The 15,714-nt window shown below is 43.2% G+C and carries 13 protein-coding genes and 1 pseudogene; 4 read left to right on the top strand and 10 right to left on the bottom strand.

The features are described 5' to 3' along the window. Positions 1-27: 27 nt before the first annotated feature. On the bottom strand, positions 28-591 hold the full coding sequence (locus BF9343_RS17620) for a putative signal transducing protein (RefSeq protein WP_008657609.1): 564 nt from the start codon (positions 589-591) through the stop codon (positions 28-30). A gap of 748 nt (positions 592-1,339) precedes the next feature. Here BF9343_RS17620 and BF9343_RS23995 point away from each other — a divergent pair. The 3 genes and pseudogenes from BF9343_RS23995 to BF9343_RS17605 form a co-directional block, all read left to right on the top strand. Then, positions 1,340-1,753 (top strand): annotated as a pseudogene (locus BF9343_RS23995) (NAD-dependent epimerase/dehydratase family protein); the annotation flags it as partial. Between the two features lie 115 nt (positions 1,754-1,868). Then, entirely contained in the window at positions 1,869-2,825 is a 957-nt protein-coding gene (locus BF9343_RS17610; protein WP_010993499.1) for an MraY family glycosyltransferase, read from the top strand. 41 nt (positions 2,826-2,866) lie between these two features. After that, entirely contained in the window at positions 2,867-3,997 is a 1,131-nt protein-coding gene (locus BF9343_RS17605) for an AAA family ATPase (RefSeq protein WP_010993498.1), read from the top strand. 124 nt (positions 3,998-4,121) lie between these two features. On the opposite strand, the gene BF9343_RS17600 is transcribed toward BF9343_RS17605, so the two are convergent. The 9 genes from BF9343_RS17600 to hemW form a co-directional block, all read right to left on the bottom strand. Next, positions 4,122-4,475, bottom strand: a complete 354-nt coding sequence (locus tag BF9343_RS17600; RefSeq protein ID WP_005790982.1) for a hypothetical protein — start codon at positions 4,473-4,475, stop codon at positions 4,122-4,124. Between the two features lie 264 nt (positions 4,476-4,739). Further along, positions 4,740-5,342 (bottom strand): lysine exporter LysO family protein, encoded by a 603-nt coding sequence (locus BF9343_RS17595; protein ID WP_005790980.1) that lies wholly within the window; start codon positions 5,340-5,342, stop codon positions 4,740-4,742. Continuing rightward, on the bottom strand, positions 5,339-5,626 hold the full coding sequence (locus BF9343_RS17590; protein ID WP_005790978.1) for a LysO family transporter: 288 nt from the start codon (positions 5,624-5,626) through the stop codon (positions 5,339-5,341). The genes BF9343_RS17595 and BF9343_RS17590 overlap by 4 nt, the downstream gene beginning before the upstream one ends. A 37-nt stretch (positions 5,627-5,663) precedes the next feature. After that, positions 5,664-6,698 (bottom strand): DUF4249 domain-containing protein, encoded by a 1,035-nt coding sequence (locus tag BF9343_RS17585; protein WP_005798228.1) that lies wholly within the window; start codon positions 6,696-6,698, stop codon positions 5,664-5,666. A gap of 6 nt (positions 6,699-6,704) precedes the next feature. Continuing rightward, complete coding sequence (locus BF9343_RS17580) at positions 6,705-9,383, bottom strand: TonB-dependent receptor (protein WP_005790972.1); 2,679 nt, start codon at positions 9,381-9,383, stop codon at positions 6,705-6,707. 2 nt (positions 9,384-9,385) lie between these two features. Continuing rightward, on the bottom strand, positions 9,386-10,264 hold the full coding sequence (locus BF9343_RS17575; RefSeq protein ID WP_005790969.1) for a FecR family protein: 879 nt from the start codon (positions 10,262-10,264) through the stop codon (positions 9,386-9,388). Positions 10,265-10,275: 11 nt separating this feature from the next. Then, on the bottom strand, positions 10,276-10,713 hold the full coding sequence (locus tag BF9343_RS17570) for a hypothetical protein (protein ID WP_005790964.1): 438 nt from the start codon (positions 10,711-10,713) through the stop codon (positions 10,276-10,278). A 138-nt stretch (positions 10,714-10,851) separates the two neighbouring features. Continuing rightward, entirely contained in the window at positions 10,852-11,409 is a 558-nt protein-coding gene (locus BF9343_RS17565) for an RNA polymerase sigma-70 factor (RefSeq protein WP_005798225.1), read from the bottom strand. A gap of 12 nt (positions 11,410-11,421) precedes the next feature. Then, the gene (hemW, locus tag BF9343_RS17560; protein ID WP_010993497.1) at positions 11,422-12,555 is read right to left on the bottom strand and encodes a radical SAM family heme chaperone HemW; all 1,134 of its coding nucleotides are present in this window, start codon (positions 12,553-12,555) and stop codon (positions 11,422-11,424) included. 835 nt (positions 12,556-13,390) lie between these two features. On the opposite strand from hemW, the gene BF9343_RS17550 reads away from it, so the two are divergent. Further along, on the top strand, positions 13,391-15,547 hold the full coding sequence (locus tag BF9343_RS17550) for an elongation factor G (protein ID WP_010993494.1): 2,157 nt from the start codon (positions 13,391-13,393) through the stop codon (positions 15,545-15,547). The last annotated feature ends 167 nt before the right edge of the window (positions 15,548-15,714 follow it).

The following is a 15,714-nucleotide window of genomic DNA, read 5'->3' as shown; positions in this document are numbered from 1 at the left end:
CAATAGAATCGATTATGAACAATAAAGCTAATAATGCCTAAATCTATTGCCGCATTTTTTACACTTATAATTAACATTATAATGATTAATAATTGGCATTAAAATAAAACCTAGCGCAACCATCATTAAAGCTATTTTATTTATTAAGGAAGACCTGAGTCCAAAATCTTCAGGCAAAGCAATATAAATACCAGGAGTAAGTATAAGGAACAGGCAAAGGAAAATTAAATAAGTAATATATTTGTGATTACCAGTAATGGGTTTTACATTTTCACTTCCACATTTTGGACAGAATGTACTGATGGTATTAAAATCTTTAAGAATAGGGGAAACTATAGATAAAGCCTTTTCATAATCCTTAGCAAATACATATATAGCAATACCAGTTACGGCGCCATATGCACCAACCCTAGGATCCTGACTCTCGTCATGCTGTCGTAATGCAATATTATGCTTGTTGAGCAAATTCACAATTTTGTAAGCGCGAATACTATTTTCGCACTTTAATAATAATTTTTCATCCATGTTTCTATTGGTAGCATTCTCATGTAAACCAATTTTGTTTAATTGTTTAGATTCTAACTGTGCCATTGTTCATATTATATTTAAAGATTGAAGGAACATTTTTCTAATATAGTCAAAATAAATTTGATTGTAAATATATGTTGATATATTTTGCGTAATTTAACACTTTAGTCTATCTTACGAAAAAATCAGATTACAAAAAGAATATTAATTTTTATAGTTCATATTCCAATTATTACTTAGATTTTGTTTTAAAATATATTATTCTGTAAATAAAATTTAAAGTTGTAGACAAGGACTAATACTCGTTCTGATTTTAGCAAAACGATCTTTCTGAATACCGTTTTTTATCTATTGTCTTTTTCATGCTAAGATGAATCTCCTCTACCAACAGGAAAGGCGGATCAATAAGTTTGAGAATAGGCTTTTCTTTCTTTTTATGCTTCTTGTATTTTTTCTTTTGTATTACACCTCTTCGAGTTCCATCTTTACTAGGAAGAAATTTCTTCTGCAGCAAACAGGCATCATTTATTAGATTAAGCTGAAGATTTTTCTCGCTCTTTCTGAGCAAATAAAAGAATTAATCCAATGGTGTAGCCTTACTAGGAAGTACATCACTTACCAATAGTGTAACAGTATCAATGCAACACCGTAGTTATGAGAAAATATTATAAAATTTTACAATTCACTCATAATCAAATTGTTGAAAATCGTTTGATTTTTTGTCTCTTTAGGTATCTCGTGCGACAAGAAGTCGTATAAGTAATTATTCAGCATTGCGTCTGAATCTATCGTTCCGTCAATAGTAGCCTAAATTGCCGGACCTAATCCTTCGGGAAATTTAGGAGCGATGATTCATGGGATTAGAAATGGTAAGTACTTAAGTATTGGCTCGGAAAAGCGTTTTGATGGTTCAGGATATAGCAAATCTTGTTCCTCTATTGATTGAAAAGGGAGGGATATATAATGTTTGTGACAGTTACCAGCTGAGTTTTCGTGAATTAGAGATGGTGATATGTAAGCAATTGAATAAAAAAAGACCAATATCTATTCCTTATTGTTTGCTAAAAGTATGGCTGTTTTTGGTGATTGTCTTGGGGAAAATATCCCAATAAACAGTTTAAAACTTCGTAAGATTACGCACTCTTTGACTTTTAGTAATGAAAAGGCTATGCGTGAACTTGGGTGGAAACCTATGAATGTTTTGGAGAATTTTCAGATAGAATAAGGAGGTATTGTGAGTGGATTTTTGGGGGATTATAGGACTCCTAATAGGGGGTATTTCTTTTGCCTTTTTAGGACTTCAACTTTGGTTTTATTTCATTAAAAAGAACGAATAGTTTATGTGTTATCTGCTAATCTTAGTTCTGCTATTCCTGGCAGAACTTTTTTATTTCCGTATTGCTGATAAATGCAATATTATCGATAAGCCAAACGAGCGGAGTTCACACACTCGGATTACTCTGAGAGGAAGAGGAATCATCTTCTATTTGAGTGCATTGACTTTTTTTCTGACGAATCAGTTTGAATATCCTTGGTTTATATTGGCTTTGACCTTGATCACTTTTATCAGTTTTATAGATGATATCCGTTCTACTTCGCAGGGTTTGCGTTTAGTCTTCCATTTTACGGCAATGGCCCTGATGTTCTATCAATGGGGGTTGTTCAGCTTGCCTTGGTGGACGTTGCTTGTCGCTCTGATCGTCTGTACGGGGATTATCAATGCCTATAACTTTATGGATGGCATTAACGGCATTACCGGCGGGTATTCATTGGTTATCTTGGTTTCTTTGGCATATGTGAATGCAGAAGTGATCTCCTTCACAGAACAGAATTTTATTTATACGATGATTTGTTCTGTGTTGGTGTTTGACTTTTTTAATTTCCGTAAGAGAGCGAAATGCTTCGCCGGTGATGTGGGTTCGGTCAGTATAGCTTTTGTAGTCCTGTTCCTGATCGGGAGTTTGATTCTTCAAACGAAAGATTTCAGCTGGCTTGTGATGCTTACTGTATATGGAGTGGATAGTGTGTTGACAATCATACACCGGTTGTTGCTACATGAAAATATTGGTTTGCCTCACCGGAAACATTTGTATCAGATCATGGTTAATGAATTGAGAATACCGCACGTGGTGGTATCGTTGGTGTATATGATTGTGCAAATTGTGATTATTATTGGGTATTTATATTGCCGGGGTTATGGTGATTGGTATTTATTGGGCTGTATCCTTTTGCTGAGTGGAATATATATTGGTCTTATGCGCAAATATTTTCACTTGCATCTTTTACCTAAAAGATAATTATTATATTTGCAATAATTATAAATATAATAATTTTAGTTATGGCGGTTATTAATCCTTTTGTAGTTGGAGGATACGTTTCTCCTCGTTATTTTTGTGATAGAGTTGCTGAAACAGAAAATTTGATCCGTAACTTGATAAATGGGAGAAATGTGGCTCTTGTTTCAACTCGCCGAATGGGAAAAACGGGATTGATAAGGCATTGTTTTTATCAGCCTTTGATTAAAGAAGGCTATTATACTTTCTTCATTGATATATATGCGACTTCAAGTTTGAAAGAGTTTGTTTTTGCTTTGGGTAAAGGGATTTTTGAGAAGTTAAAGCCCCAGGGGAATAAATTCATAGATCGTTTCTTTTCTATAATTACCTCTTTAAGGATTGGATTTAAATTAGATAGTATTACAGGAGAACCGATTTTAGAACTTGGTTTGGGAGATATTCATGCTCCTGAAACTACTCTAGAAGAAATCTTTATCTATCTGGAGCAGGCAGACAAGCCTTGTATTGTAGCAATAGATGAATTTCAGCAAATCAGTTCATATCCGGAGAAAAATCTGGAAGCTATTTTAAGGACTAAAGTTCAGCATTGCAGTAACTCTAATTTTGTTTTTGCAGGAAGTCAGAGGCATATAATGATGAATATATTCAACAGTCCTTCCAGGCCATTTTATCAAAGCGTGAGTATGATGCACTTAGGAGCAATTCCTTTGGAGGTATATAAACCTTTTGTGAAGGGATTGTTTGAGGAGAATGGTAAGAAAGTGACAGATCAATTGGTAGAGAATGTATATACCCTGTTTGATGGGCACACTTGGTATGTGCAGTTAATATTGAATGAACTTTTTATTTTGACAGACAAAAAGGGTATCTGTGATGTACCTATGATAAATCTGGCACTAAACAATATAATTGCTACACAAGACTTTACTTTTCAAGAAATATTTTCTCGTCTTCCGGAAAAGCAAAAAGAGATAATGATTGCCATTGCCAAGGAGCAGAAAGCAAAAGGAGTTACTTCTGCTGCATTTATTAAAAAATATCGGTTGACTTCTGCCAGTTCGGTGCAGTCGGGGTTGAAGGGTTTACTGGAAAAAGACATGTTGACTCAGGAGTCTGGAGGGTATCAGGTGTATGATAGACTTTTCAATATCTGGCTTAGGAGGAATTACTGATTTAACCGGAAACATCAGTGTTAACCATCTTCGCGGCTGTCAGTGATTGGCATAAAAATAAAAGACCGATGTCAGTTCATTCGACGACACCGGTCTTTTATCCTTTTATTCATCAATCAAGTTCCTACTTTACTTCGATGCCTTTGTTCTTCAAAGTCATGTTCAATATTGTAGTATACTTAGTGTACTGAGCATCTGTCAACGTCTTTTTCATCAATTTCAGATTGCCGTAAACAGCGTTACGAACCATGGTATCCTTGTTCTTTTTCGCAGTGGTGGCTCTTCCCATCTGTTCGTCAAAATAGTTGCAAATGTTGGCTACTTCTTCTGCCTGTACAGAAGATAAATTCAGGTATTTACCCAATTTATTCACATTGATGTTACCTTCCCATTTTGCAACTGTAGGTTGATTGCCTGCTGCAAATGTAGTAGCAACAAGGCATAGCGCTGCCACTAATGTTAATCCTAATCTTTTCATAATACCTACTTTTTTAATTGTTATTCCTGAAAACTAATCTTTGTCCTTATCCTTGTCATAAGGACCCTAATACCTATTAAAAACAATTGCTAAGCGCTTAGCTTTTTCTTTTTACCTATGCAAATATACAAATATGTTATTCAACATAAAAGCGCAAAGAAAGAAAAGTGAGCAGAATGATACCATTTCTTGATGTATATCAAAAATATGCTGTAAAAAAGATGGGATATTAGAGAAAACTGAAATCGTTTTGTAATATGATGCCTATATGGAGCAGAATAATGTCACCAGAAACGGTACGCTAAAGTCTACAATGAATCCATGGAAAATGGAGACGATGACAAATTCCTGTCCGGAACAACGGGTGATAATAGGAAGAGTCGTGTCCATGGTGGTGGCTCCTCCGACTGAAATGGGGGCTAGTTTTCCGAAGAACTTTACCAATAGGGGGGCACAAAGCAAAGCGATGATTTCGCGCATGATGTTTGAAAGCAATGCGATGGTACCCAATTCGGCTCCTTTGTACTCGGTGATGAATATACTTGAGAGTGAATAATACCCGAATCCGGAACCTACCGCCATACAATCGGACGGTGAACGATGGGACAAAAAGAGGCTGACTACGGCACATCCAGCCAATGTTCCCAGAATGGTCATGACGGGCAGGAAGAGTAGGCGGGGATTCAGTGACCGGAAACTTTTCAGTGTCTGCGGATCGTTGCCTATGCTAATGCCGACGCAGAACATCAGCCCGCATAAGGCATAAAAACTGAGTTTACTTTGGCTGAAATCGTACGGGATCAGCTGAAGAAGTCCGCACAGAGTGCCGACAATGAAGAAAGAGACGATAATGAGACTGCCTTTCATGGTTTAGCCTCCTTTTTCTGATAGCGTGTATGGAGCAGATACCAAAGTCCCCAGGCAGCCAGTGTGCTTCCGGTTACGGCAGCTGCCGTGATGATGAGAGCTTCCAGCCCGATGGCATGCAATCCTTTCACGATGGCTTCGTTGCCTCCTACATCGATGCCGAGCAGGAAGAGCAACAGCCATATTAATAATGTGATGACTTTATGTATCCACGTGAGCCTTTTGCTACGTAACAGGTAACCCAGTAGCATGCCCGTGAGCATGATTCCGATAATTATAAACATATAAATGTGCTTTTAGGGCACAAAGATAGTGGTTTCTTTATAAATCCGGTACCATTGGGGGAACTGCGTTGTTTTTAACTGTCAGCATATAGTTTGTTTCTGTACTGAACCCTACCATTCCGGTACCTCCGTTCACATTGCTTGGGAAAGCGATAGGCTCGCTCAGGGTGTTGTCGTAGGCATCGGAGTCGAGCAGATTCAACGCTCTTAAATAATAATATTCTTTTTCGGTAATGCTGAGTATGCGGATGTAGACATCCGTCTTTATCCAGATATACTCCTGTCCCCAGAATCCCCATCCGTAGATATCGTTATAGACGTTCATCGTATAACTTCCGTCGGTGAAACGTGAGTCGTCAAATATGGCATACTTGTTATTGACAGTGCCGAAGAGTCCGTTTTCATCATCTTCTTCCGTACTGGGTTTGCCGTCGGTCAACACCACGTCTTCGTTTGTTTGCAGTTTAAAGCTTTTCTGCATTGCCGAACTCCAACAGGTCTGGTCATTTTGTTCCCAATAGTATTTCCAGTATTTCCGTTGTTCCACAATGATCCGATAAAAATTCTTCTCTCCCGGGCGGTCCTTTATTTTGATTTGGTAACGGAGATGCCGTCTTGGCGGAGTTCCGTAGCCATAGTTACTCGGCTTTCTCATGATGGAGGCCGTATCCACCTTTTCTATCTTCCCGATGGGTTGAGGTACGGTGACTTCGGCCCATGCGTGGTGTTCGCCGTCATCCGTCATAGCATCTATACGGACCACATCGCCCGGATGGAAAGCACTGTTTATATAAAAGCGCCCTTTATCGCTGCTATGCGGATCGGGACGGAGAGTTTCACTGAGAGAACCGTTGATGCGTACTTCTACGGTGGCTCCTTTTATTTGTCCGATCTGGTTTCTGCCGGTGAGGTTCAGAAACAAGGTATTGTAGGTGCTGTCGGCGTTGATAATGGCATTCATCACTAACTTGGGCGGATTCTCCTTCAAGTCGAAAGGAAGATCGTTATTGCATGCCGCAGTGGATATGATAACCAGCAAGAAAAGGAATATATCAAGAATAGATCGTCTCATAAATACTTAGAATTTATATGTATAACTGAATGAAGGAATGCAAGGCAACAGAGTGAATTTCCGAATGACCGGTATGCGGTTGCCTTGTGCTTGTTCGCCTTGAGTATATTCAGTCTTTTTGTAGGTGCGATATATCAGAGTGGGGTTCATGGCATTGTATACATTATATATGCTGACATTCCAGATGCGCATGCCATGTTTAGTCTTCTTGCTGAAGTTGACCCCTACATTTAACCGGTGGGTGGCGGGGAGGCGATAATTGTTGCGATGCTTGACGTAGTCTCCCTCTTCTATCGATGAGTCGTTGTCGCCCGGACGGATAATACCTGTCAGTTCGGTGGGGATCGTTGTCGTACCTCCGGTGGTAAATATCCAGGAAGCACTTACATCGATCCGTTCGTTGAACCGATGATTGAGTGTCAGGTCGATGTTGTGTCGGCGGTCATATTTATATGGAAAGCGTTCGCCGTTGTTTATTCCTCCTGTGGCAAACTTACGGTCACTCTTAGCCAGGGTATATGCCAGCCATCCCGTTGTCTTTCCTATGGTTTTCTGCGCCATGAACTCTACACCCATAGAGCGGCCGTGTCCCATCTCCACTTTGTCCTCCCATCCGGTAGAAGAACCGAGAAAGCTGACACCGTCTTTGTACTCGAGTACATTTTTCATTCCTTTATAGTATCCTTCTATTGAGAATTCCCATCCGTCGATTCCCGTATAGTAACCGCCTAACGAGACCTGATGGGCCTGCATGGGTTTGATTTTGCTGGTGACAGGTACCCACAAGTCGGTGGGCATGGCAAAAGGCATGGATGAAATCAAGTGTACATATTGGCTCATTTTCGTATACGAAGCTTTCAATACTACATCTTTGCTGAGCTGATAGCGTGCGGAGATGCGGGGCTGCACGGAGAAGTAGTTTTTCTTTTGCACTTGGAAAGTCGAGAAGTGCAGGCCCAGATTCATACGCAGGCGACTGCTCAGATTGAAGTTATCTTCAAGATAGGCAGATGCTTCGTGGGCAAGGATCTCACTGTTGGAGGTAGTATAATACGTCGTGTCCCGCTCGATGGTTTCTCCGGTCTTGTCGAATATCTTCGAGGTGGAGACTTCCGGACGGAAGCTATGGTGCAGATATTGCACTCCGAACTTGACATGATGTGTGGGGATAGGGTTATAGTCAAAATCTATCTGAGCGCTCCAATCCCGGATTCCCGATTTATAATCGGCCTTATAGCGGTTCCAGGTGATTTGGTTGTTTGTATGTATCTCATTCTTGGTGAATGTACTGACGTCAAACTTATAGTTATTGAAAGCGACTGTGGTATTGCTGAACAGCTTGTTGTTAAAGATGTAGTTCCAGCGTCCCGAAACGATGGTATTTCCCCAGTTCATCTTTCCGCCATCCCTGTACTTGTCTTCGTCACCGTAGTAAGTGTCGTCATACTTTGTCATAAAATGGTCTTTGCCATTGTATGCACTGAGGAACAGGCGGCTGCGATCAGAGAACTTATGGTTGATCTTGGCATTGACATCAAAAAAGTAATAGCTGTATTTCTCGTCTTTGGGCATGAAGGGTTTGGCCAGCAGGTCGATGTACGAACGGCGGGCGGAAATGTTGAACGAAGTCCGGTTCTTTATGATCGGTCCCTCGAAATTGATTTTGCTGGTCAGAAGCCCCACGCTGACCACTCCGTGATAGTTCTTCATGTCGCCATCGTTGGTGCGCACATCGATAACGGAAGAGAGGCGTCCGCCAAAGCGGGCGGGGAAGGAGCTTTTGAAAAGTGTCACTTTCTTCACGGCTTCAGGTGTAAAGACGGAGAAGAAGCCCAATAAATGGTCTACGTTGTATACCGGTACTCCGTCCAGAAGGATCAGGTTCTGGTCGGGGCCTCCGCCGCGTACATAGAGTCCGGCAGAGCCTTCCATTCCGGCTTGTACGCCCGGCATCAGCTGGATGGCTTTCATCACATCGGCTTCTCCCAGGATGCTGGGTGTGTTTTTTATCTGGGTCATCGGTATTTCGCTGGCTCCCATCTGGGTGGCCATGACTCCCGATTCGGCTTTGTCCGACACGATGACTACTTCTTGCAGCATATTGTTGTCTTTCATCCGGATGTTCAGTAGAGTATCTGCGGTTAAGTTCAGCACATGTTGCTGGCCGGTATATCCCAAATAGGAGAAACTCAGCCGAGCTTCTCCTTCAGGCAGCGTGATGCTGTAGAAACCGTAAGGATTGGTGGTAGTTCCCTGATGATGACGACTCTCAAGAATATTTGCACCAATCAGCGTTTCGGCAGACGCTCCGTCGGTCACGTATCCACTGACAGTGAACTTCCGGCTTACGGGTTTGGGGGGCGTTTTTTGTAATAAGATATGCTTCCCGGTTATTTTATAGCTTATCGGCTTATTGGCGAATAGCAGGTTCAGGACTTCTCTGAGAGGTTTCTTTTGTACGTTGAGGCTGACTTTATGGTCGAGCTTCACCTCCTCTCCATAGATAAAAGAGAAGCCGGTGTCCTGTTCTATCTGCCGGATGACTTCTGACAAGCTGGTGTTTTGCAGTTTGAGTGTGAGCTTGGGTTCCGGTGTTTGCGCATAGATTGTCGAAAAGGTTAGGGAAACCACACACATCAGAATGTAACTTCTGATGTGGTGGAAATCCGGATTGGATTTTCTCATGTCTAGTTAAGTTTAGTAGTAATCGTTATTTCTTTATTATTGTATGAATAGTTGAAATTGCCAACAGTATGTAGCAGATCGAGAATCTGGTCGAGGCCTTCTTCACTGGAGAACCGTGCCGTGATCCGGTAATTCTGCAAAGCAGTGTCTGTTATGGAGATATCTACGCCAAATGTGTTGGACAACTGGCGGGCAATCTCCTGCAAGGGGAGATTGGTAAAAATCAATTCTCCGTTCCGCCAGGCTATCTCTTCGGCAACGCGGTCTGAAACTTCAAGGGTCATGCTTTTTTTCTCCTTATTATATATAGCACTTTCGTTTGGTTTCAAGACGATACGTACAGAATTGCTTTTATTGCTCACGGCTACAGAACCTTCGAGTAGCGTGGTCTTCACTTCCGGATCGTCCGGATAGGACTCTACGTTAAAGTGAGTGCCCAGTACCTCTACATTGACCGACTCTGTCTGTACGATGAAAGAGTGTTTCCTATTTTTCGTCACTTCGAAATACGCTTCTCCTTTCAGGTTCACTTCCCTGTGTTCTCCCTTAAACTTTTCGGGATAGGTGAGTGACGAGAAATGGTTCAGCGTCACTTCCGTTCCGTCGGGCAGTTTGATGGTCCGCGTATCGGCCAGTGTGGAAATTGTCTGTAGGGCGGCAGGTTTCAGATAGCAGTAAGTGTTCCATCCTATGAAGCAGAGCAAAGCGATGGCAGCTACTGCCGACAAGGTGCGTAAAGAGAAGAGGCGAAGTGCCGGACGCGGCAATCGTTTCTCTAATATCTGATAGCTTGCCGCTGCCGAGAATTTTCCTCTGGGCGAGCGGGTGGATGCGATAAGTTTCTCCAGTAATCGGTCAAGTTCCCGGTCTGTATATTTCATTGTTTATTTCGTTATTTTTTCACCAGCCGGATAGACATCTTGGTCGTTTCCGACTTTCCGTTCTGAGGCCGGCAGATAAGCTGAATGTATTCATTCGTTCCCACTTTCCGGGGATAAACCAGGATTGTGGCTTTGGCAGATTTGCTGCCGCCCTTGATGGTGATTTTATTATCTTTAATTTTATAAAACGGTGCCGAAGAGCTTCCGGGCTTCGTTGGCCGTGCGGGCGACTCGATGAAGACAATCCGGTCTTCACTTGTTTTATCAGCCGCAACGATTTTTACTTGCAGTTCCGTTTCCTCTGCATTCTTTTGATAAGAGAAATCCTGCGCTTTCTTTTCGAATCCCAGGTATTCTTTGGGGTAAGAGTTGTTGCCGTTCTCACACGCAGTGAAACACAGTGCCATTGTAAGCAGTGCAAAGGTTGTAGGTCTTAATAACTTCTTCATAAGCTAAGTCTTTGTGTTTTGGTTTAAATGAACTTCATAGATAAAGACAGAGCGTTTGAAGAATCTCCCTATCGGAAGTGTGCAAATAAAAGTTAAACCTCTCTTGCTGTTCGCCGGGCATTATTCACTGTCGATTGTTTATCGATCATTATTCACCATCGATATTGCTTCTTTCAGCCGGATGGTTGCCTTCTGGAGTTGAGCATCTACGGTCTTGGTGCTGATACCCAGTTCTTCTGCTACCTGTGCATAGCTTTGCTTCTCTTCCCGGATGCGGATGAATACCTCTCTACAACGTTCGGGCAAGCGGTCGAGTGCTTTCACATAAATGGCAAACAACTCTTCACTGATCATCGATTCTTCGGGTGAGTCGCTTTGTGCTTCGGGTTCCGGCAATGTCTCGGTAGATACCGTGGTACGCCTGTTTTCTTTCTCCAGATAGTTGAGTGAAGCGTTTTTAACCAATATGAAGCAATAGTCCTCAATGCTTTTGACTTCGGGAAGCGAGCTGCGCTGTTCCCAGAGTTTCAGGAACACATCGAGTACGATTTCCTGCGACCATTCTTCGCGTTTTACATAGTAGTAGGCGATGCGGTAGAGACGGTCGTACGTCATATCGTAGAAGGCCCGGAACGCTGTTTGCGAATCCAGCTCCTTCATTCGTCTGAGTAGTTTTCGAACCTCTGATTCGGTCATGACTTTATAATTTTAGTTTTCCACCCAGAGCAGGTCGCTCATGATGCTGTCGGAAATAAAAATTCCTTCGCGGGTGAGGCGCAAAGCACCTTCGTATATTTCTAATTTGCCGTTTTCTAAAGAAGGACGTGCCATTTTGAGACAATATTGTTCCAGTTGCGTTCCGTAATCATTACTGAGGCGTTCGAGTGAAATTCCCCATTGAGTGCGGACAGAGGTAATGATAAATTCGTTGTATCGGGTGGTCAGATCCCGCTCTTCCCGTTCGAAGTCCCGTTGTCCGCTTTCAATGCCGGACATGTATTTTTCGATCGAAGAGCAGTTCCATTCCCGGGTTTGTCCGTCGAAAGAGTGTGCCGACGGGCCGCAGCCGAGATAACTTACTCCCTGCCAGTACGAAGTGTTGTGGCGCGAATACATGCCCGGCTTGCAGAAGTTGGATATTTCATAATGCTCGTATCCGGCTTCACGCAACCGGTCTATTAATAAGGTGAAGAACCGGACACTGCTGTCCTCGTCCACCTCTTCGACCTGATGCTTTTGCAACATTTTATAAATGGGAGTACCTTCTTCGTAAATCAAGTGATAAGCCGATATATGTTCCACGTCTAGGGCAATAGCCTGTTGCAAGTCTTTTTCCCAGCGTTCCGTTGTTTCACCGGGGAGCCCGTAGATCAGGTCGATGCTGATGTTGCGGAAACCGTGGGCACGGCACAACTCTACCGCACGAATGGCTTGAGCCGCATTGTGGCGGCGTTTCAGCAACTTGAGCGTAGTGTCGTCAAATGTCTGGATGCCCATGCTGATGCGGTTGAACGGCAATTCGGAGAGCATTTGCAGGTATTCCGGACAGAGGTCATCCGGATTGGCTTCAAGTGTTATTTCATGGCAATTCTCCATCCCATAAACCCGGCGGACGGTGTCGAATACTTTCCGGAAATCCTTTTCGTCGAGCTGCGAAGGAGTACCTCCACCAAAGTAGAGCGTCTCAATAGGCTTTCCTTTCAGGTAAGTATATCTCATTTCCAGCTCTTTGCAGAGTGCTTCGATGTAGCGTCCTTTCCATTCGCTTCGCGTCGTTGAGTAAAAATCGCAATAGATACAGCGTGTCTTACAGAAGGGGACGTGTATGTATATGCCTGCCATGATGGTCTGAGTTATTTTTGCGTTTCAAATTGCAAAAGTAAGGTTTTCGTGTTAGTAAACAACCCTGTAGGGTAGATATTCTCTTTTATTTAACGGGAGGAAAGTTCCTTTTTGACCATTTGACAATCTGATAATCCGATGGCCTCAGAATGCTTTCGTTTCGTGCCGTCCTGAAGGTTGGCCGGAAAAACGCCTGCATTTGCCAACAGACTTTTCTCCTGTGTCACAGATTTATGGTATATGTGTGCAAATGGACGGACTTGGGGCGGAATCCGATGAATTTGCTTTCGTTCTGTCTCTGTCCCGATGCTTTTGCTATATTCTCTCCGTATGCTTCTGCGGGGCAACCGGAGAAAAAAAGGCGCCGGTGCGGGGTTCTGCACATAACAATATATGTGATGAGGCAAAACATATAGACATCTCACCCGAAAGAAGTAAGCATTTTCCGGAAATGCTTACTTCTTTTGCACGGAATGTTTGCTTCTTTTTGGGAAAATGCACCGTGTTCAACCCGAAATGCCCCCTTCTTTGGTTGGAAAAACCTCCGTTTTGCACCGAAAAGTCTGCTGCTGCATTCTATTTCATCCTGTCCGGAAGAAGAAGGAGTCAGTAAATGTAAGGCAAACTGCTCTTTTTAATCGGGAATCGGAAAGAATACTTCCATTCTGTCAGATAGCCTGTTTCGCGCTTGTCGAAGGCTGTATGTTACATAACATTGTTTAGTAACACTGTCCGTTTTATTGCTTTTCATTTGATTAATGCCTAATTTGCGCCTCAGTAAAAAAAGGGTATGCGAAAAACACATACTGAATCATTCATTTAAATCTTATATATCATGAAAGTATATCAGACTAACGAAATTAAGAACATTGCCCTTCTTGGCAATGACGGCTCAGGAAAAACCACTCTCACAGAAGCGTTGCTCTATGAGAGTGGTATTATAAAACGTCGCGGCAGGATTACTGCCAAGAATACCGTAAGCGATTACTTTCCGGTGGAACAGGAATATGGATATTCCGTCTTTTCAACTATTTTTCATGTGGAATGGAATGGAAAGAAACTGAACATCATAGACTGTCCGGGCAGCGATGACTTTGTAGGCGCTGCCATGACGGCACTCAACGTAACCGATACAGCTATTTTGCTGCTGAACGGACAATATGGACCGGAAGTGGGAACACAAAATCATTTCCGCTATACCGAAAAACTGGGTAAACCGGTAATCTTCCTGGTGAATCAACTCGATAACGAGAAGTGCGATTATGATATGGTGCTTGAACAACTGAAGTCCATTTACGGACCGAAAGTGGTTCCCGTCCAGTATCCTTTGGCTACAGGCCCGAATTTCAACTCACTGATCGACGTGCTGCTGATGAAGAAATACTCTTGGGGACCCGAAGGTGGAGCACCCACTATTGAAGAGATCCCGGCCGAAGAGATGGACAAGGCTATGGAAATGCACAAAGCCCTGGTAGAAGCCGCTGCTGAGAATGATGAAGGCTTGATGGAAAAATTCTTCGAACAGGATTCACTGACAGAAGACGAAATGCGCGAAGGTATCCGTAAGGGTCTGGCTGCACGCGGCATGTTCCCCGTATTCTGCGTATGTGCAGGCAAAGATATGGGGGTACGTCGTTTGATGGAATTTCTGGGTAATGTAGTGCCCGGTGTATCGGAAATGCCGAAAGTGCATAATACCCGTGGTGAAGTGGTGGAACCCGATCCCAACGGACCTACCTCTTTGTATTTCTTCAAGACCGGTGTGGAACCACACATTGGTGACGTTCAGTATTTCAAGGTCATGAGCGGAAAAGTGCATGAAGGAGACGACTTTACCAATGCCGATCGCGGTTCGAAAGAACGTGTGGCGCAGATTTATGCTTGCGCCGGTGCCAACCGTATCAAAGTAGAAGAGATGGTGGCAGGTGACATTGGCTGTACGGTGAAGCTGAAAGATGTTCATACCGGAAATACACTGAACGGTAAAGGTGCCGAGAACCGGTTTAATTTTATCAAATATCCGAATTCTAAATATTCACGCGCCATCAAGCCGGTGAACGAGGCCGATACGGAAAAGATGATGGCCATCTTGAACCGTATGCGTGAGGAAGATCCGACTTGGGTCATCGAACAATCGAAGGAACTGAAACAGACCATCGTGCATGGCCAGGGAGAATTCCACCTCCGTACGTTGAAATGGCGTCTGGAGAACAATGAAAAGCTTCAGGTGAAATTTGAAGAACCGAAGATCCCTTATCGTGAAACCATCACAAAAGCTGCCCGTGCCGACTATCGTCACAAAAAGCAATCGGGTGGTGCCGGACAGTTCGGCGAGGTGCATCTGATAGTGGAACCCTATTATGAAGGAATGCCGGTGCCCGATATGTATAAATTCGGTGGACAGGAATTTAAGATTAACGTGAAGGGTACTGAGGAAGTTCCATTGGAATGGGGCGGAAAATTGGTATTTGTTAACAGTATTGTCGGGGGGTCTATCGATGCCCGCTTCCTGCCGGCCATCCTTAAAGGGATCATGTCCCGCATGGAACAGGGACCTCTGACCGGTTCGTATGCCCGCGATGTACGCGTCATTGTATATGATGGAAAGATGCACCCGGTAGACTCTAATGAAATTTCGTTCATGCTGGCCGGACGTAATGCCTTCAGCGAAGCGTTTAAGAACGCCGGACCGAAGATTCTCGAGCCAATTTATGATGTGGAAGTCTTCGTACCGTCCGATAAGATGGGTGACGTGATGGGTGACCTTCAGGGACGCCGTGCCATGATCATGGGTATGAGCAGCGAAAACGGTTATGAGAAACTGGTGGCTAAAGTGCCTTTGAAAGAGATGTCTTCTTATTCAACCGCTCTTAGTTCGCTTACCGGAGGCCGTGCTTCGTTCATTATGAAATTTGCAAGTTACGAACTGGTTCCGAGTGATGTGCAGGATAAGTTAATAAAAGACTTCGAATCCAAACAAACAGAAGAGTAATTATAGTCATAAGCTGCCGGGCTTAGGCTATAAGTGGCTGTGCTACTAAATGATAAGGCTACGAGAAGTGTGCAATGAATGTGCAGCTACTCGTAGCTTTACTTTTTTAGGTATTCTTTGGGACGTGCTTGTCCGGTGTGGCGGTTGTGAGAGAGGACGTAACCGGT

Source organism: Bacteroides fragilis NCTC 9343 (genome assembly GCF_000025985.1).
Taxonomy (GTDB): domain Bacteria; phylum Bacteroidota; class Bacteroidia; order Bacteroidales; family Bacteroidaceae; genus Bacteroides; species Bacteroides fragilis.
Note: the sequence above shows the minus strand (reverse complement) of the source record. Positions and strands in the feature narration are given on the sequence as shown.

What these genes read in the sequence shown, in the direction of transcription:
- BF9343_RS17550 (WP_010993494.1), top strand. Translation starts at nt 13,391, where the DNA reads ATGAAAGTATATCAGACTAACGAAATTAAGAACATTGCCCTTCTTGGC.
- BF9343_RS17570 (WP_005790964.1), bottom strand. Translation starts at nt 10,713, where the DNA reads ATGAAGAAGTTATTAAGACCTACAACCTTTGCACTGCTTACAATGGCA.
- BF9343_RS17595 (WP_005790980.1), bottom strand. Translation starts at nt 5,342, where the DNA reads ATGAAAGGCAGTCTCATTATCGTCTCTTTCTTCATTGTCGGCACTCTG.
- BF9343_RS17610 (WP_010993499.1), top strand. Translation starts at nt 1,869, where the DNA reads ATGTGTTATCTGCTAATCTTAGTTCTGCTATTCCTGGCAGAACTTTTT.
- BF9343_RS17575 (WP_005790969.1), bottom strand. Translation starts at nt 10,264, where the DNA reads ATGAAATATACAGACCGGGAACTTGACCGATTACTGGAGAAACTTATC.
- BF9343_RS17585 (WP_005798228.1), bottom strand. Translation starts at nt 6,698, where the DNA reads ATGAGACGATCTATTCTTGATATATTCCTTTTCTTGCTGGTTATCATA.
- BF9343_RS17620 (WP_008657609.1), bottom strand. Translation starts at nt 591, where the DNA reads ATGGCACAGTTAGAATCTAAACAATTAAACAAAATTGGTTTACATGAG.
- BF9343_RS17580 (WP_005790972.1), bottom strand. Translation starts at nt 9,383, where the DNA reads ATGAGAAAATCCAATCCGGATTTCCACCACATCAGAAGTTACATTCTG.
- BF9343_RS17565 (WP_005798225.1), bottom strand. Translation starts at nt 11,409, where the DNA reads ATGACCGAATCAGAGGTTCGAAAACTACTCAGACGAATGAAGGAGCTG.
- BF9343_RS17590 (WP_005790978.1), bottom strand. Translation starts at nt 5,626, where the DNA reads ATGTTTATAATTATCGGAATCATGCTCACGGGCATGCTACTGGGTTAC.
- hemW (WP_010993497.1), bottom strand. Translation starts at nt 12,555, where the DNA reads ATGGCAGGCATATACATACACGTCCCCTTCTGTAAGACACGCTGTATC.
- BF9343_RS17605 (WP_010993498.1), top strand. Translation starts at nt 2,867, where the DNA reads ATGGCGGTTATTAATCCTTTTGTAGTTGGAGGATACGTTTCTCCTCGT.
- BF9343_RS17600 (WP_005790982.1), bottom strand. Translation starts at nt 4,475, where the DNA reads ATGAAAAGATTAGGATTAACATTAGTGGCAGCGCTATGCCTTGTTGCT.